A 17304-nucleotide genomic window follows, 5' to 3' on the forward strand; every position below is an offset into this window, starting at 1 on the left:
CGCTAGCGTTTGTGGGCTACTAAAATAGTTTTTCTCTGAAATCTGTAGATTCTTCTTCTGTGATCAAACCTAATTTCTTAAGGTAACGCACGGTTTTTTCGAAAGCCAACGGATATTCAATTCCTTTGTAATTCCAATCGGTTTCTTCTAACCAGCTTTGTACGTGAGAGCTTCTTAAATTATATCTCCAAGAAATTACATCTATGATGTTTTCCATGGTTTTCATCTCCTCGGCCTTTTGGTTTACTACCTCACACATTTCTTTGAGCTTATCGAAATGCTTTTCGTAAATATCTGTTCTTACCGCTATACAGAAACATGGCCAAGGCGTAACGACCTCATCTATGTATCTACATTTCTTTTGCTCTGTGTATGGGTGCGTTGTATATTTCTCCCACAAAAAGGCTTGTGCTTCGTTATTTTCTAGCGCCCAAAGACCTCCGTAAACATCACCAATTACATTGAATTTAAGATTGTCTGTTGGCCATCCTTGCTGATCGGCTAATACGTAAGCCATCAATTGAGATCCTGAACCGGAACGCGAAATAGCGTAGGTTCCGTCTTTTAAATCTGCAACCTTTTTGATATCTGATTTGTAAGGAACATGTATCCCCCAACGCAAAGGTGAAGTAACATATACCTGAATGATTTTGGCGTCCAATCCTTGGAGTATAGCTTTGGTAATACCTTCTGTTAATAATACCGCTACATCTAAAGATTTTTGTTCAAGTCCTCGGATCATTTGGCCCGTTCCTCCTCCCATGTCTTCCCAGTGCAGTCGTAATCCAACTTCTCTGAATTTCCCATCTTCTATGGCTAACTTCCATGGCAGGTTAAAGTGTTCTGGAACACCGCCTACTTTCAATCCTACTAAATCATTCATCTTGTTTATTTTTCATTCTCGAGAAACTGCTTTTCGTACAAGTTCTTGTAATAACCATCTTGTTCTAACAAACTCTGGTGATTGCCCTGTTCTACAATTTCTCCTTTCTCCAACACTACTATTTTGTCGGCATTTTGTATGGTTGATAGTCTGTGCGCTATGACTATACTTGTTCTTCCTTGGGTTAACTTCTCTGTAGCTTTTTGGATGAGTTCTTCACTTTCCCCGTCCACGCTAGAAGTTGCTTCATCTAAAACTAATATATGTGGGTTGTAAACGTAAGCTCTAATGAAAGAAAGTAGCTGTCTTTGTCCTACCGACAACACTCCACCGCGCTCTCCCACTTGATAATTGTAATCTCCTGGCAAACGCATAATGAAATCGTGGGCACCTACTTCTTTAGCAGCTTCTATTACTTGCTCTCTGCTAATGCTTTCATCTCCCAAGGTAATATTATTGTGTATGCTATCCGAAAATAAGAAAACATCTTGTAAGACAATAGAGATATTTCTGCGCAAGTAGGACAAATCCATTTCACGTATGTCTGTATCTCCTACTTTAATACTTCCCTTCTGGAATTCGTAAAAACGCGCCAGTAGATTTACAATAGACGACTTCCCTGCTCCAGTTGCTCCAACAAAGGCTACCGTTGAGTTGGGCTGAATATCTAAATTGATGTTTTTCAAGACCCAGTCTTCCTTTACATAAGCAAAATTGACATCTTTTAAATGTATGGTTTGTTGAAAATCAACTTCCTTCACCGCTCCAGAATCATCTATATGCTCGGTTAAATCCAAAGTTTCGAATACACGTTCTGCCCTCACAATACCACGTTGCAATACGTTGAACTTATCGGCTAACTGTCGAATAGGTCTGTACAACAAACTCACATACATCGTAAAGGATAGTACCGTTCCAACTAGGTTAGTTTTACTCTCAATATCATCTCCAGAAACCAAAACTGCCATATAAACCAACAAGGCAGAAATGGACAAAGAACTCAATATCTCCACCAAAGGGAAGAAAATAGAAAAGGCCCAAATGGCATCTATGTGCGATTTTAAATGGGCTTTATTGATGGTGTCAAATTTATTCGACTCAATTTTTTCTCTAGAGAACATTTGGAGTATGGCCATTCCCGTTAAACGTTCTTGTACGAAGGTATTTAATCTATTCACCGCTACACGTTCTTTCTGGAAGGCTGATTTCATTGCTTTTGCGAAAACTTTTGTAGCGAAAAGTAACAATGGAATTGGGATCAACACCAACAAGGTAAGCGTGGCATCCATGTAAATCATGAAACCTAAAATGGCTGCAAGGGATAATAAATCACCTATGATGTTAATCAAACCTTGAGAGAAAACTTCAGAAACGGCTTCTATATCTGATACGGAACGCGTAACAATGGTACCAATAGGAGTTTTGTCGAAATACTTCATCTTAAACCCTACCATGTGTTTGTACAACTTCTTGCGCAAATCTCTAATAATGGATTGCGCCAACAAGTTTGAGAAATAGGTAGAAAAGTACATGAACACAGCCTGAAGCATAAGCACACCACCGGCCAACATGATCCAGTACATCAATTTTTCGGCGCTCTGTGTTTCCTCGGCCACCGCATAAGTATTGATGGCATATCCTAAGATTGAAGGATTTAAGGGAGCAAGTCCTGCAAGAATTATGGTAAAAAGTAAAGAAAGAATAAGGTACAAACGGTAAGGTTTGGCGTGGGCCAACAACCTTTTGAAAATACCAAAATCTACTTTTCTAGCGCTTTTATCAGACATGGCGCAAAAATAACTTGGATTGCAAAGAATAAAAATGTTTTTCCCCGAAAAAGTTACCTCTAAATGACAATTATCAAAAAGTTATTTCCCCCGGACTGTAAAACGGAGAGGTAAACCTTTTTAAACGCGGGTCATTCAAGCTTCCCAAAGGCTAAAAACAACATCTTTTGGGTCCTTTTCAGACCTTAACAACAAGAGCTTCAAGGAGCTAAAGATTAAAGCCAATTTTCTCGGGAGAATAGCCTAAGATTTAATATCTTTAAAACAAAGAAAAGCCCTATGATTCACGATCTCAGTAAAACACATTCTATCTTCAATAATTTCATGGCGGAAATCAGAGATGTAGAAATCCAAAAAGACTCTATGCGCTTTCGCCGCAACTTGGAAAGGACAGCTGAAATACTCGGTTATGAACTTTCTAAGAAGTTGAATTACTCGAAAAAATCGGTAACTACACCTTTGGGTATTGCACAAGTTGACACCTTAGATACAGAATTGGTTTTAGCCACAATTTTAAGAGCTGGACTTCCCATGCATCAAGGATTATTGAATATTTTTGACAAAGCAGATTCGGCTTTTGTGAGTGCGTATAGAAAGCACAAGAGTGGTGAGGAGTTTGAAATCAGGGTAGAATATTTGGCTGCACCGAGTATAGATAAAAAGGACCTGATTATTTCTGACCCTATGCTCGCAACTGGGAGTTCTATGGTGACCGTATATAAAGAGCTTTTAAAAAACGGTAATCCAAGAAAAACTCATATCATTGCAGGCATTGCCGCTCCAGAAGCAATAGAATATGTGCAAAAACATTTGCCCCCAACAACAGAAATTTGGGTAGGTGCCATAGACGATGAGCTTACGGCGCATTCTTACATCGTTCCCGGTTGTGGAGATGCAGGAGACATTGCCTTTGGAGATAAATTATAAAGTTATATGTGGAAATACCTCACCATTGTAGGTTTGGCTTCGTTCAAATTTATGTTCTCGCCCCTAGCCGGTGAAAAGTTGGGTTTAACTTTCTTAGAGTCTTTTTTTAGTACCCTGGTAGGAGCACTTATCTCCTGGGGTGTTTTTTATTTCATGAGTGAATATTTCATGCGACGAAATCACGCTAAAAAAGTAGAGAAATACAAAAAAGCATTAGCTACGAATGATCCCAATTATAAACGACCAAAGAACTTTACGCGACTGAATAAAACCATCGTTAAGGTGAAAACAACCTTAGGTATTTACATTACTTGTTGGTTGGTTCCCTTGTTTTTAAGTATACCTATAGGCTCAATTATTTGCGCCAAATTTTACGGACATCACAAGAAAACACCTTACCTCATCTTGGCAGGTATAGTATTGAACACTTTCTTGTTGTGCTGTATTTGGTATTTTGTTGGTGGAATGGTAGATGTGAAAGCGAATTAATTGTGGAGAGCGATGAAAATTAAACACGTATTTTTTGATTTAGACAGAACACTTTGGGATTTTGAAAAAAACTCAGAAGTCGCACTATTTGAATTGCACGACAATTTTGAATTGGCCAAACATGCGATTTCACCCGAAGATTTTGTAAAAAAATACAGAGCCATCAATAATAATTATTGGAAGCGCTACCGCAAAGGCTATTGCACCAAAGAAGAATTAAGAGTGGGTCGTTTTAAGGATAGTTTCACAGCATTGGGGATAAACCTTTTGAAAGAAAAACATTTGAACGAGGCAGGCGACTTCTACATTTCGCGTGCACCTTATCAAAAAGAACTTTTCCCTAACACTCTGGAAATGCTTAAAACCCTTAAAGAATGGGGCATAAAAAAACACATCATCACCAATGGATTTAGTGAGGTGCAATATATTAAACTCAGCAACTGTGGTTTGATAGAATACTTTGATGTGATTGTGTGCTCGGATGAATTTGGTCAAAATAAACCCCACCCTAGTATTTTCGAACACGCCTTAAAACAAGCTGGAGCACAAGCCCATGAATCCATCATGATAGGTGATGATTTACACGTAGATGTATTGGGTGCACAAGCGGTTGGTATCGAAGGGGTATTGTTTGATCCAGAAGAAAAATTCACCCAACGCAATGGTATATTGAAAATTTCTGATTTACAAGAGCTGCCAGATTTGGTGATGAATTACTAAAACAACTCCTTCAACTTTATTTCAACCCCAAAGCAAAAACTTCTACGGGCATATTTAGGTAGGTGGTTTGTTCTGTGCTTTCCATTCCATTTTTCTGGGCGACTTTTTTAGAAGGATGATTGTCTACATGTATGATGGAAATGATTCTGTCTATATCTAATTTTTCCTGGGCATAAGCTTTTACACAAGCCGTCATTTCTGAAGCATATCCTTTTTGCCAATACTTGGGTTTAACAGAATAAGCCAATTCGTACTCCTTTTTACCATTGATTTCTCGGGGAATAATTCCGCATACGCCTACGATGTCACCCGTTGCTTTATCTATACTTGCCAACAAGCCCAAATTTTCATTTTCGTAACGTGGGAATTGTTTTTCTATCCACTCCTCTGCCATTTCTTTGTGCGTCTTGCAAGCTTCTATCCCTAAAAAGTGCAAAGAATTGTTGTTCTCAAAAAATTCGGCCCAAGAATTTACATCCTCTTTTTCCATGGGACGAAGGTTCAAACGTGCTGTAGATAAATTGAAGTAATCCATACCTACAAGTTAAGCAGAAAGGAGTTTAGAATGAATATTTTTTAGATGGCTAGATACCTAGATTTCTAGATCGCTAGACAAAAATTTAGAAATTTAGATTTTTAGACGGTTAGACTTTTAGAAGGATGGAGCCCGAGAATATTAGAAAGCAGGGCGTGGTGTTAACCACAAAGGGCTGAAAGATATTACACGGAGAACACAAAGTAAAATGATGTTTTTATTGAATTTTAGATTAAAAGGTTCTCGAGCGGAGCCGAGAGATGAATCACAAAAAACCGCTGCGCTAACACCGGTTTTCTGCCTATTGCTTTACTATTTTATAGCTTTCTGTGGTATTGTCTCCTTCAACTTCTAATAAATAAACTCCTGTAGCAATGTGCGACAAATCTAAGACATGGTTCCCATTAGTTCCAGGAAGTGTTGATCTGTGTACCAATTTCCCTTTGAGATCAAAGACAACAAATTTAGCATTGGGTTGGAAAAATTTATATTCAAGTGTATATATACCAGAGGAAGGATTGGGATATATGAGTAATCCATTGGGCGAAATATCTATTTGAATTTTCTGTAAATAACTCGTATCCAAACCAGCATCACAGGTAATGGGTTTTATTCTTAACTCATATTCTCCTCCAACCTCATAAATATGCTTAATAGTATCTGTAGAATTATGAACAATTTGAGTAATACCATCACCATAATCTATAAACAGTGAATCAAAATAACTTGAATTATTTTGGATGATTAGCTGGTTCTCGGTAATGCTTGTTTGGATATCTAGCTCAGGAGCATCTAAATAGCCTAAACAATTCGTTTTAAATACATAGGCGAATTCATAAGGTTTTCCCTCTAAATAAAAATTATGATTCAATAATTTTCCGCATCCATAGATCTCATTGTTGTATACAACAATTCTATAGGTGCAATATGTGACAGAATTGTCTCCATAATGTTTATAATTTCTGGCCCAATTTAAATCACCATAAACTGTCCTATTTTGTAATTCGAAAGTTCTATGGGTTAGAGAGTCGCCGGGTTCATACCTCGAGAGTGATAGAACTATTTCATTGTTCTTGTTTAGAACTAAATCATTAACCAAAGTTTCACTACCCAAACTAGTTAAATGAAAAGGAATTAAGTTTTTTTTCCAAACGATACTGTCTGCATTAAAACTGTAACAAAAAAGATTAAAATCGTAAAAGGTATTTTGTACTCCTATTGAGGAATTAGAGAAAGTAAAAACAACAGCAGTATCTAAGTCTAATAGACCGTAGCCTCCTAAATTTTTTAGAGTAGGGTTAATTTTTTTTGAGAATACAAGATTTAAATTAGAATCAAATTCTTTAATGAACATATAAGAAGCCCCATTTTGAACTTCGAATTCAATAAAATTATAGGTTATTAATATATTTCCATTATTTCGGTTTAAAATTTTACCTAAGCGAAAGCCCTCTTTTTCATCTGTTAATTGAACGTTTTTGATCTGTTCAATTTCAAAATCATCGGTAATTTTTATAAAATCAATACTTGATTTTATATAGGAAGTATCAGTTGTTGGTCTGGCAGAATTGACTAATAAGGTAAATGTGGAATCCAAATTTTGTAAGGTTCTAAGTGTGTAAGGTTGATAATGATTTACAACTAATGGATATTGTGTGAAGATGGTATCGTGAACTAAATTACCATTTTCATCGGCTTCCATACACTTCAAATAACTTTGATTAGCATGAAGGTCTACAAAGAATACCATATAATTTCCTCGGTAGTTTTTAAATAATTTTGTTCCATTTGCAGTTGTAATTTGAATAGTTGTATCACTATTATTTCCAGTGAAAATATTGTTAATATATCCATTATCTTCAATCTCTTCAATTAATAACGGACTTCTCATGGGTAAATAACCTGAACCTCCAACGACCTGAATAGAATTTGAGTCTACAACTATATCACTAAATCCAGAAAAGGAATCTAATACTTGATGATTATAGATTTGAAAGAATTGTGCCTGTCCTGATAGATGAACCAGAAAAACAGAAAGGATGAAGAGGATGGTTTTCATAACTCTAAAGTTAGTATTTTGTTTTTTAAGATGTAAGACAGTTTTTCTTTTAAAATAATTTTATTTACAACACCACCAATTTCTTACAAATCAACTTCTCTTCATGGCTTAAAACGGCAGTATAAGATCCCGCTGATAAATTATTGAGTATGTGATAAGTTCCTTGTTTTTTTGAAATTGCGACTTCTTGAACAAGTTGGCCTTGAAGATTATAAATTTTAATGACAGGATTTTCAATTGAAATATCTTGGTGAAGGTAAATGTTAATAAAACTTCCACTATTTGAAGGGTTTGGAAAGATAGTGAAAACACCGTTGTCTCCCTCTATGATATTATCACCGTTTTTGTTTTGTTGCGCTATAACTTGGTAATGAATTGTATCTGCAATATCCCCACATCCGTGAGCAATTAATGTAACGGTATAATTTCCATAATCAGGATAAGTATGTGATACATGAGTGGTGTATTCATCTGTATGCAAACTATCTCCATCCCCAAAGTACCAAGTATAGCTTCCAGCCATTGCACTGGTATTTGTAAAGTTGACCAGGTAATTATTTTCAGATGAAAATTGTGCACTTGCAATTGGATCTTCTAAAAAGCCCAAACAATTTAACTTAATGGCATACGCATGAAAACAATATTGACCCACACCTAAAAAGCCGTTATCCGCTGTGGGGATAATATCCCATAAAAAGTTTGAACAGTAATATGGTTCATCAAATACTTTATTGAACAATGTATGTTCCCTTTGCCATATAATATTACCACCCTCATCAAACTTCGTAAAAACGCTTGCAGGAATTCTACCGATATATTGGTTTGTAGTACTGTCGTATGTTTCCACAGATAAGTTTACTAGTGAACCCGAAATTGCTATATAATTAGAATCATTGGTTCTTTTCACCTCTCTTATAGCTGCAGATTCACCATTAATACTATCATTGGCATTGATGAAAAAACTCCATTCTAAGTTGAAGTCCTTATCAAATTTTGATACTTTGTTTAAGTAATCCCACGTACCAACATTGGGAAAATTAGGATCATTTGGCACCCAATAGCCTTCCCAATGTGGTAAAATAAGCCCTGTATCTAGTGTTGGGTAGACTCCTGACCAAGCAAATTGATGTGTATTACTTTTAGCGTATTTTTTTTTCTTAAAAAATTTAAGTTTTGATCTAATTCAATGAATAAAATGTCAACTTTTTGATTATTACCGTTCAAACCATTATTTGAGGTTGTTGTTAGTATTACATTTCCATTATTTGTAGTATCAATGTCTACTACCATATATAAATCAATGTTATTTTCGAAATCCCTAACATTTAAAACAAATTCCGTTTCATGATTTTGATTGGTTCTAAAAATTGCAATGCTTTGATTGAACTGAGAAGAATCCGGATGGAATGATGGTGAATTCGTTGCAAATACATAAGAGTCATCGTTTAATTTGATAGAACTAGTTCTGTCAAAAATAGAGTATTGTAAACTATCATATATCCAATTGATGTATTGGTCTTGATAAATTTGACCATCAAAACCAAATTCTTGAAATCTTACTTGGCTTATATCTTGATTATAGTCATAACAGGTATAAAAAGTAAAGCAAGTTGAATCTGTATTTTTGTATAAGTTAGAGCCTGAAAAACCGGGTCTTTTTCTGGTGTTATCTTCATGGTCTGTATAAATTGGAGTACAATTACCCTGCTCGTCTAAATAGACATAAAAAGCATCATTCTCATTTTGTAAAGTACCTGGTAATTGCCCCATACCAAGAACTACAAAGCCAGAATCAATCTCTATCGCAGATCGGAACATTAAGGATACGTTAGTATCTTTATATATACGTTGAAAAGTGGGTTGAGCAAAGCAGCCTTCACCGAGTATGAACAGAAGAATCAAAAGTAATATTCTAAACCTCATTGCTTCATTAATTTATACGTCTTTTGTCCCTTTTCATTACTTAGTTGAAGTATGTAAACTCCATTTTGCTCCGCTTGCAGATCTAATTTGAATTTCCCTTTTTTTCCTTCTAGGGTATGTGTTTGAATTACTCTCCCCATGATATCGTGTATTGTAATTTGTGCATTGGAATCTGTTAGCTCATATTCTAAGGTGTATTTTCCATCGGATGGATTAGGATAAATTTTAAACTTAATATCTGGACTATAATCCTCTACTCCTATGGTATTTGTTGCATGAAAATCATAATACAGCGTATCACTTTCTCCATTACATGCTTCTGCAATTATTTGAATGGTGTATACACTGTCTTGTGCATAGGTATGATTAATAAATAGTGGTGATACTTGCTCTGGAAAAGTGTCTTGAACACCATCTCCAAAATCTACATATAAAGTTCCGTAACGTTTACTTAAATCTTCTATCATTAAATTATACCCTTGTAAAGATTGAAAAGTAGCATTGGCTTCTGGTGGACCATCAAAGCCCAAACAATTGGTGCGCATTATCCAAGCGTCACTGGTGACATTTATAGAATCACCATAAACAAATCCAGCAACAATAAAACCACCGTCAGGCATTACTTGTAAATCTCTTAAATAATTATCGTTCGCCCTAGGTTTATACTTCCTTCCCCACTGTAAATTACCATCAAAATCAGTTTTCATAATTAATCCATTAGGGTCACCATAATTGTCCATAGAATAACCACAAAAAACAAATCCATCATCAACTAATTCTACATCATCAACACTGTTATCATAAGGCCCAAAAGTATATGTATTTTGCCAAATTATTGATCCTAAATAATTCAGTTTTGATACAAAAATTTCATTTTGACCGTTGTTATTTTCCTGCATTCCATAGAGCAAGTAACTAGTATCTGAAAGAGTTCGAAGATACCCCCCTTCATTGTTTGGCCCACCTAATGTCCTTGAAATTATAGTATTTCCCATACTATCAACAAAAACAACTAAGAAGTTAGTATTTTGATAACTTGCGCTATACTCAATACTTGAAGTTCTACCACATAACACATACCCTCCATCCCCAGTAGTATCCATAGACAAAAGCCTATCTTGACCGCTTCCTCCGTACCAATTTTGCCAAATTACTTGGCCGTTGGTATCACATTTTGTTAGCCAAAAATCTTCTCCATCATTGTTATTACTTGTACTTTGAACACCCGCTAAAATTAAATTGTTATATACATGTTTCATTGCCAATATAACACTAACTGTATCAATAGCTCCTCCCATTAAATAAGTTGTTACTGTATCCAAATCAGAAACTTTTATCAGCTCGGCTTGAAGACTTGAATTGGCTCCTGAACTATATGGTGTTGTAGTAATAAAATTGGTAATACCATTATAAAGTACTGCGCTACCATCAGCATAAGCCAAAGGAGAAATTAATGATCCTTTATTAAAGTGATTGACAAATAATTCGTTTCCAAATTGATCGAAAGACATCAAACTAATATTAACATTTAGGGGCGACAGTAAGAAAGAGTTAAAATTTAATTGAAACGAACCATCATTTAGCTGATGAAAATTAAAAACTTGTTGATTTTGATTGTTATAATCATACAAATTATTAAAATAAGTTTGCCCTCTACCAAGTACGTGTATACAGACAATGAGCAGTAGTGATAAGATGGTTTTCATAGTCTTAAAATTAAAGAATATTACCTGTTCAAACGCAAACTAACTCCTTGTATTTCAAAGAAAGGAAGAAATCTTTCTTAGATAGCTAGACAGAAATTTAGATTTTTAGATTTTTAGACGGTTAGACTTTTAGAAGAATAGAGCCCGAGAATTTTAGAAAGCAGGGCGTGGTGTTAACCACAAAGGGCACGGAGATTTTACACAGAGAACACATAGATCAAAGATGTTTCATTCAATTTTTGAATTGTTGAATCTTTGAATCCTTGAATCAAAAAAACCAATGCATTCAAACCGGTCTTAAATTATTTCATTCAAATCTTGCCTCCCCACAATAGCCATAATCTCAACTGTATTTGCATTAATCCTATAATAAATACTATCTACGCCACAAATACAACGTCTGTAACCTGTTTTTATAAAATCTACAGCTTCGAAGGAATAAGGACTTTCTGCAATAAGATCGAAATATTCAAAAAAGGTGTGAAAGTACTTGTCAGCTTGTTTCATTCCAAACCGCTCTACTTCATAATGATGAATGCGAATTAGGTCTTTTTTAGCTTGGTTAGATAGTTTGTAATTAGCCATTCAACATGGACTTTGATTGCGCTAAAATACTTTCCTTCGTTTCTTCCGTAAAACCACTTTTTTCGGCTTTTTCCAATTTTGCTTTTAACCAATCTACCTGAACTTGTTGCTTTCTGGCTTGTCTTATCAAATCATTCACCAACTCACTCTTGCTGGAGTATTCCTGACTCTCCACTTGTGCTTTTAACCATTCATCATTTGGTTTTGTAAACGAAATACTTTGTCTTGACATAATTAATTGTTTGATGTAAAGATACACCATATTCGAACCAAAATCAAATTGGAGACAGTTAGACGTTTAGATTTTTAGATGGTTAGACTTTTAGAAAGATAGAACGCGAGAACTTTAGTAAGTAGGCCGTGGTGTTAACCACAAAGGGAACGGAGATTTTACACGGAGAACACAAAGTTCAATGATGTTTTATTCCATGTTTGAATTGTTGAATCCTTGAATCTTTGAATTATTGAATTGTTGAATAACAAAAAAACCGATGCACAAACACCGGTTTTTCTCACTATCCTATTTTTTTGAATTTTGAACCTTAAATTTTGAATTATTTGGACCACGCATCCAAAGCAAACCTCTGGTTTTTATCGGGGTTCTCTGTTAATTTTAAATCGTAAGTTGAGTAGAAATAGCGCTGCACCTCTGGCATGGTTAGTTCTACGAGTTGACCTTTTCTTTCTACCGTCAATACTTTAATATCATCGTCGAAGTAGTTTAGCCATTTGTCCAAATCGCCATTAACTTTGCAGTTGTTTACGGCAACCACATTGTCTTCTAACATTGCTCCAGCCATGTCTGCTGGACCGCCTGGGTAAATGGCTTTTAGTACGCAAGAAGTGGCGCTTTCCAAAACTTTAAACCCTAAACGGCCTTCGCTGTATTTTTTAGAAGGCTCATGCAACATCTCTATTCCCAAGTACTCGAAGCAATCGTATAAAATGGCTTCATAACCTTTGGTTCCGTGCAAATATTCTTCAAACAACCAATCAAAGCTTACACCTGCCACATTTTCTATCATGGCTTTGTAATCTGCTTCGCTCACACCTATTCCTTTGGCACCGTAATTAAAGTACAATTGGCGCATCACTTCGTCTAGTCCACGTTTGTTATCGGTGTGTCGACGTATCATTACATCCGTCACAAAAGCCATTAAACATCCTTCTACATAGATAGACACTTTTCTACCTGGCGCACCCGGTACATATCCATCCAACCACGTATCAAAACTAGATTCAGCTACAGAATGGTTAAAACGACCCGGATTATCAAAATGACGTTGCAACTGCGTTCTCATTTCTTTGAAGTACTGTTCCATGTCAAACACCCCACTCTTCATCAAGAACAAATCTCCCATGTAAGTCGTTACTCCTTCACAGAGGTAGCCCATAGGTGAATAATTCTCTTTGGTATAATCGTAAGGCATCATCTCTATCGGACGAATGGCTTTTACATTCCACGTGTGATACAACTCATGCGAGCTCACCCCTAAGAACTCTGTGTACAATTCTTCAAATACCGCGTAAGACGGACCTAAAGCAATTACCGTAGATTTTTGATGCTCCACCCCATGGTATAATTTATAAGGAGTAATTTGAAAAATAAAGTGGTATTCCTTCACCGGAAACTCTGTAAACTTCTCGATTTGCTTCTCCGTAAAGGCTTTAAAATCTTTGATGATTTTATCCCATTGTGGCTTCACCTCTCCATTGAACCAAACGTAAAACAAGGTTCCCCCCATTTCATAGGTCTGCATCTGTAAATTAGGCGACCAGATAAAAGGTGTATCCATCAATTCGTGTACATCCTTGGCACTGTAAACATCGCCCTCTTTGTCAAAAGAGCTCGCCAATTGCCACGTTTCAGGAACCTCAAAAGTTACTGTGCACTTCTCCTCCATCAAGCTTGGATTGTACACACAGCAGTTCACTGGGTTTACATACAATTGCGTCTTGTCTAAGAAAGTAGAACCTGCATTCAATTCAGCTGCGTAGTATTGGTATTTTACGGTAATCTTGTCTGTATTTGCCGTATCTACTGTCCAAACGCTATGACTCGTTTTCTTTGCAACAATTTCTTTTCCTTCCGCATCCGTTACTTTAAAGTAGCGCACGTTTTTGGCAAAATTCCCCAATTCATAACGTCCAGGACGCCAAGTAGGAAATTGCAAAGTAGTTTGCGCTTCGGCTGTCGTCATTTCAACAGCTATATTTATGTATTGCGTTTGTGCTTCTGGAATAGAAAAATGATAATGCATTGTCTTCGCTTTTGTTTGAAGCTCAAAAATAGAAATTTTATAGGCTCAGCAAGTTGTCAGCACCCTTTTTCAACGCAAGAGCTCCTCCTTCTTTTCAGCTTAAAAATTCAGTTTTCTTAACACTTCAACAACAATACTTTGAAGAATTATGTAGTTTAACCTGCAATTCCACGACATGAAAAGACTACATCAACACATCCTCTCTGCACTTTATTTGCAAGAAGGTCATTCTAAAACAAAGGCCTTCTTAAGCGAACTCACCGTTTTCACTTATAAAAACATGTTGAGTTGCATATTCCCAGCCTATATATTTCTGGTCTTGGCACTCTCCAATATGCTCGGGTTAAACTTCATGCACAGGTACGATTTTCTTTTTGTCGCCTGCGTTTTAGCGCAAGTCGCACTATTACTCACGGGCATAGAAAGCAAACGAGAAGTATTGGTCATCATGGGCTTTCACTTCTTGGGTATCATCATGGAAGTACACAAAGTAAATGTGGGCTCTTGGAGCTATCCCGAAGATGCCCTATTCAAATTTTGGGGCGTCCCTTTGTACAGCGGTTTTATGTATTCTAGCGTGGGAAGTTACGTGTGTAGAGCCTGGGATAATTTCTCGCTAAAAATTACAGATTGGCCTAAAAACAGATACGCTATTCCGGTTGGTTTTGCCATCTACCTTAATTTTTTCACCAATGCTTTTATACAAGATTTAAGGTGGTACATCGTGCTTTTGCTCTTGATCGTTTTCAGAAAAACTAAAGTTCATTTCACTACCAATGGTCGGCAGCGCTACATGCCCTTACTGCTTTCTTTTGTGCTCATCGGTTTCTTTTTGTGGTTGGCAGAAAACATCGCTACCTACCTCGGGGCATGGCAATATACCTATCAACACAAGGGCTGGCAAATGGTAGATTTGGGCAAACTAAGCTCGTGGAGTTTGTTGGTGATTGTAAGCATTATCATTGTGGTGCAATTGAAACGTTTCTTTAGTAAGGATGTACATAAAGAAGGTGAGTTTTTGGAGCATCATTAGGCATCATTTTCTCCGCGAAGCTCCAAAAACCAGGTCGCCCCTACAAGTTGTTTGGCACAAAAAAAGGAAGCTATTTACTTACAAGTAGCTTCTAAAGTCGCTCTGGTAAGTATAGCTTCCTAATTTTCTGCGGCAACAAGCTTTTCAGTTTGCCCCTTACTGATGTGTCAAATCCTAGCGCGCATGTTCTATATAAGCCTTCGTAATTTCAAAAGAATAATCACGTGTTCTAAGCTCATCCATTTTCGTTTCTAAGCTCCAGTTTTCCTCGAATAAAATATTTTTCAAATCTCCAGTGGAAATGCCTTGTACTCCACTGTTATAGTAGTCATCATTACCTTGCGCTGGCAAAGGCTCACCAATACTATCAACAGCTGCTAAAGATGTTTTATAAAAGGTCAAAGTTTTGTTTCCGTCAAAAATCATCTTTAAAGAGTCCACGTTATTCATTCTAAACACCGCACATCCTCTGGTTACCTCTCCAGAAGTTTCTAAATGGTTATAATCAGCTTCCAAGTCATACGACCTTGCACCTATACTATCTCTGTATTCCACAATTTCTATAGAAGAAGATGTTGTGTTCTTGTAGTGGTAATTCACCACCTCGTTTTTCTGACACGCTGTAAAAAGCACCAACATTCCGCCCAAAAAAGCGCTCACCTTATTCAATTTCATAATCTGTTAATTTGATACAGCTCGCAAAAAAATCATCGTGCTAAGCAAGCTGTGCCACAAAAGTAGAGGTACTACTTTCCCTTACCTTTAAGTTGAGATTATCAATTTATTGTTGACAGATTATGAAATTTAAATTCTTGTTAAATCAATATTAACTGCAGCAAACCTAAAAGTGGTACTCAGGCATAAACACTTATCAACTCTTTGAGCTTAAGCTGTGGAAAACTGCCTGCCTTTTCCCTGCTATTCATTTCACTTTTCCCAATTAATGCTTAAATTCGCACACGTTAAATAATTTAAGAATATTCGGTTATGAATTATGATATTATAGTTGTAGGAAGTGGACCTGGTGGATATGTTACTGCCATCCGTGCTTCTCAGTTAGGATTAAAAACAGCAGTTGTAGAACGTGAATCTCTTGGAGGTATCTGTTTAAACTGGGGATGTATTCCTACCAAAGCTTTATTAAAAAGTGCCAACGTATTCGAATACATTAGTCATGCTAGTGATTACGGTATCAACGTACAAGACAGCAGCGTAAACTTCGACGGAATGATTGAAAGATCTAGAGGTGTTGCGAACGGTATGAGTAATGGTATACAGTTTTTGATGAAGAAGAACAAAATCGATGTTCTTAAAGGAAACGGTAAAATCTTAGCTGGTAAAAAAGTTGAAGTTACAGCAGAAGATGGTTCTAAAGAAGTTTACTCTGCAGATAAAGGAGTAATCATCGCTACTGGAGCACGTTCTAGACAATTGCCTAACTTGCAACAAGACGGTGAAAAAATCATCGGTTACCGTGAGGCAATGACCTTGAAAAACCAACCTAAGAAATTAGTAGTTGTAGGTTCAGGAGCTATCGGAGTTGAGTTCGCTTACTTCTACAATGCTATCGGAACTGAAGTAACAGTTGTTGAGTACTTAGATAACATCGTACCAGTTGAAGACAAAGAAGTTTCTAAGCAATTAGAGAAATCTTTAAAGAAACAAGGTATCAAAGTTAAAACTGGATCTTCTGTAGAGTCTGTTGATACTTCTGGAGATGGATGTAAAGTATTGGTTAAAACGAAAAAAGGAGAAGAAACGATCGAATGTGATGTAGTTCTTTCTGCAGTTGGTATCGAAGCAAACATCCAAAACATAGGATTAGAAGATTTAGGTATCGTTACAGATAAAGGAAGAATCCTTGTAAACGATTTCTACCAAACAAACATGCCTGGTTACTACGCAATCGGAGACGTAATTCCTGGTCCAGCATTGGCACACGTTGCATCTGCTGAAGGAATTATCTGTGTGGAGAAAATTGCGGGTCACCACCCAGAAGCATTGGATTACGGAAACATCCCAGGATGTACGTACTGTTCTCCAGAGGTTGCATCTGTAGGTATGACAGAACAACAAGCAAAAGATGCAGGTTACGAATTAAAGATTGGTAAATTCCCATTCTCTGCTTCAGGTAAAGCAAGTGCTGCTGGTGCAAAAGATGGATTTGTTAAATTGATCTTTGATGCGAAATACGGTGAGTTATTAGGTGGTCACATGATAGGTGCTAACGTTACTGAAATGATCGCTGAAATCGTTGCTATCCGTAAATTAGAAGTTACAGGTGAAGAATTGATCAAAACAGTTCACCCTCACCCAACAATGAGTGAAGCCGTAATGGAAGCTGCTGCAGCTGCATACGACGAGGTGATTCACCTATAGGAAATTCAAAAATTAAA

At 36.6% G+C, this 17304-nt stretch carries 16 protein-coding genes; 5 read left to right on the top strand and 11 right to left on the bottom strand.

Annotated elements, in window-relative coordinates; genetic code table 11:
- Window positions 1–19 precede the first annotated feature (19 nt).
- Entirely contained in the window at window positions 20–883 is an 864-nt protein-coding gene (locus BM327_RS06445) for a substrate-binding domain-containing protein (RefSeq protein WP_090247497.1), read from the bottom strand.
- A gap of 5 nt (window positions 884–888) precedes the next feature.
- A complete protein-coding gene (locus tag BM327_RS06450; RefSeq protein WP_090247498.1) occupies window positions 889–2670 on the bottom strand; it encodes an ABC transporter ATP-binding protein in 1782 nt (593 codons plus the stop codon).
- A gap of 279 nt (window positions 2671–2949) precedes the next feature.
- On the opposite strand from BM327_RS06450, the gene upp reads away from it, so the two are divergent.
- From upp to BM327_RS06465, 3 genes are read left to right on the top strand one after another with little or no spacing between them, the layout of a single operon-like run.
- Window positions 2950–3597: a uracil phosphoribosyltransferase gene (gene upp / locus BM327_RS06455; RefSeq protein WP_090247499.1), complete on the top strand. Its 648-nt coding sequence runs from the start codon at window positions 2950–2952 to the stop codon at window positions 3595–3597.
- Between the two features lie 6 nt (window positions 3598–3603).
- Window positions 3604–4086, top strand: a complete 483-nt coding sequence (locus BM327_RS06460) for a hypothetical protein (RefSeq protein WP_090247500.1) — start codon at window positions 3604–3606, stop codon at window positions 4084–4086.
- Between the two features lie 12 nt (window positions 4087–4098).
- Window positions 4099–4806, top strand: coding sequence for a YjjG family noncanonical pyrimidine nucleotidase (locus tag BM327_RS06465; RefSeq protein ID WP_139230279.1), 708 nt, complete (start codon window positions 4099–4101; stop codon window positions 4804–4806).
- A gap of 16 nt (window positions 4807–4822) precedes the next feature.
- On the opposite strand, the gene BM327_RS06470 is transcribed toward BM327_RS06465, so the two are convergent.
- The 8 genes from BM327_RS06470 to BM327_RS06505 form a co-directional block, all read right to left on the bottom strand.
- Entirely contained in the window at window positions 4823–5341 is a 519-nt protein-coding gene (locus BM327_RS06470) for a GNAT family N-acetyltransferase (RefSeq protein WP_090247502.1), read from the bottom strand.
- Window positions 5342–5642: 301 nt separating this feature from the next.
- Window positions 5643–7400 carry a T9SS type A sorting domain-containing protein gene (locus BM327_RS06475; RefSeq protein ID WP_090247503.1) on the bottom strand — a complete coding sequence of 586 codons (1758 nt, stop codon included), beginning with the start codon at window positions 7398–7400 and terminating at the stop codon, window positions 5643–5645.
- A gap of 64 nt (window positions 7401–7464) precedes the next feature.
- A complete protein-coding gene (locus BM327_RS06480; protein ID WP_090247504.1) occupies window positions 7465–8454 on the bottom strand; it encodes a PKD domain-containing protein in 990 nt (329 codons plus the stop codon).
- Between the two features lie 38 nt (window positions 8455–8492).
- Window positions 8493–9218, bottom strand: coding sequence for a hypothetical protein (locus BM327_RS06485; protein WP_090247505.1), 726 nt, complete (start codon window positions 9216–9218; stop codon window positions 8493–8495).
- A 101-nt stretch (window positions 9219–9319) separates the two neighbouring features.
- Window positions 9320–11029, bottom strand: a complete 1710-nt coding sequence (locus tag BM327_RS06490) for a T9SS type A sorting domain-containing protein (RefSeq protein WP_090247506.1) — start codon at window positions 11027–11029, stop codon at window positions 9320–9322.
- A 297-nt stretch (window positions 11030–11326) separates the two neighbouring features.
- Window positions 11327–11614 (bottom strand): type II toxin-antitoxin system RelE/ParE family toxin, encoded by a 288-nt coding sequence (locus tag BM327_RS06495; RefSeq protein ID WP_090247507.1) that lies wholly within the window; start codon window positions 11612–11614, stop codon window positions 11327–11329.
- A complete protein-coding gene (locus tag BM327_RS06500; RefSeq protein WP_090247623.1) occupies window positions 11607–11846 on the bottom strand; it encodes a ribbon-helix-helix domain-containing protein in 240 nt (79 codons plus the stop codon). Before BM327_RS06500 ends, BM327_RS06495 begins: the two co-directional genes overlap by 8 nt.
- 322 nt (window positions 11847–12168) lie before the next feature.
- Window positions 12169–13875 (bottom strand): M61 family metallopeptidase, encoded by a 1707-nt coding sequence (locus BM327_RS06505; RefSeq protein ID WP_090247508.1) that lies wholly within the window; start codon window positions 13873–13875, stop codon window positions 12169–12171.
- 175 nt (window positions 13876–14050) lie between these two features.
- On the opposite strand from BM327_RS06505, the gene BM327_RS06510 reads away from it, so the two are divergent.
- Window positions 14051–14908, top strand: coding sequence for a DUF817 domain-containing protein (locus BM327_RS06510; protein ID WP_090247509.1), 858 nt, complete (start codon window positions 14051–14053; stop codon window positions 14906–14908).
- A gap of 174 nt (window positions 14909–15082) precedes the next feature.
- Here BM327_RS06510 and BM327_RS06515 read toward each other — a convergent pair whose 3' ends face one another.
- Window positions 15083–15583 (bottom strand): hypothetical protein, encoded by a 501-nt coding sequence (locus tag BM327_RS06515; RefSeq protein WP_090247510.1) that lies wholly within the window; start codon window positions 15581–15583, stop codon window positions 15083–15085.
- Between the two features lie 312 nt (window positions 15584–15895).
- Here BM327_RS06515 and lpdA point away from each other — a divergent pair, with 312 nt between their 5' ends.
- Window positions 15896–17287, top strand: a complete 1392-nt coding sequence (lpdA, locus tag BM327_RS06520; protein ID WP_090247511.1) for a dihydrolipoyl dehydrogenase — start codon at window positions 15896–15898, stop codon at window positions 17285–17287.
- The last annotated feature ends 17 nt before the right edge of the window (window positions 17288–17304 follow it).

Source organism: Lishizhenia tianjinensis (assembly GCF_900116425.1).
Classification (GTDB): Bacteria; Bacteroidota; Bacteroidia; order Flavobacteriales_D; family Crocinitomicaceae; genus Lishizhenia; species Lishizhenia tianjinensis.

Bases quoted from the DNA above. Each gene is read 5' to 3' on its own strand.
- BM327_RS06510 (WP_090247509.1), top strand. From the start codon at position 14,051: ATGAAAAGACTACATCAACACATCCTCTCTGCACTTTATTTGCAAGAA.
- lpdA (WP_090247511.1), top strand. From the start codon at position 15,896: ATGAATTATGATATTATAGTTGTAGGAAGTGGACCTGGTGGATATGTT.
- upp (WP_090247499.1), top strand. From the start codon at position 2,950: ATGATTCACGATCTCAGTAAAACACATTCTATCTTCAATAATTTCATG.
- BM327_RS06470 (WP_090247502.1), bottom strand. From the start codon at position 5,341: ATGGATTACTTCAATTTATCTACAGCACGTTTGAACCTTCGTCCCATG.
- BM327_RS06445 (WP_090247497.1), bottom strand. From the start codon at position 883: ATGAATGATTTAGTAGGATTGAAAGTAGGCGGTGTTCCAGAACACTTT.
- BM327_RS06450 (WP_090247498.1), bottom strand. From the start codon at position 2,670: ATGTCTGATAAAAGCGCTAGAAAAGTAGATTTTGGTATTTTCAAAAGG.
- BM327_RS06475 (WP_090247503.1), bottom strand. From the start codon at position 7,400: ATGAAAACCATCCTCTTCATCCTTTCTGTTTTTCTGGTTCATCTATCA.
- BM327_RS06485 (WP_090247505.1), bottom strand. From the start codon at position 9,218: ATGTTCCGATCTGCGATAGAGATTGATTCTGGCTTTGTAGTTCTTGGT.
- BM327_RS06500 (WP_090247623.1), bottom strand. From the start codon at position 11,846: ATGTCAAGACAAAGTATTTCGTTTACAAAACCAAATGATGAATGGTTA.
- BM327_RS06505 (WP_090247508.1), bottom strand. From the start codon at position 13,875: ATGCATTATCATTTTTCTATTCCAGAAGCACAAACGCAATACATAAAT.
- BM327_RS06460 (WP_090247500.1), top strand. From the start codon at position 3,604: ATGTGGAAATACCTCACCATTGTAGGTTTGGCTTCGTTCAAATTTATG.
- BM327_RS06465 (WP_139230279.1), top strand. From the start codon at position 4,099: ATGAAAATTAAACACGTATTTTTTGATTTAGACAGAACACTTTGGGAT.
- BM327_RS06495 (WP_090247507.1), bottom strand. From the start codon at position 11,614: ATGGCTAATTACAAACTATCTAACCAAGCTAAAAAAGACCTAATTCGC.
- BM327_RS06490 (WP_090247506.1), bottom strand. From the start codon at position 11,029: ATGAAAACCATCTTATCACTACTGCTCATTGTCTGTATACACGTACTT.
- BM327_RS06515 (WP_090247510.1), bottom strand. From the start codon at position 15,583: ATGAAATTGAATAAGGTGAGCGCTTTTTTGGGCGGAATGTTGGTGCTT.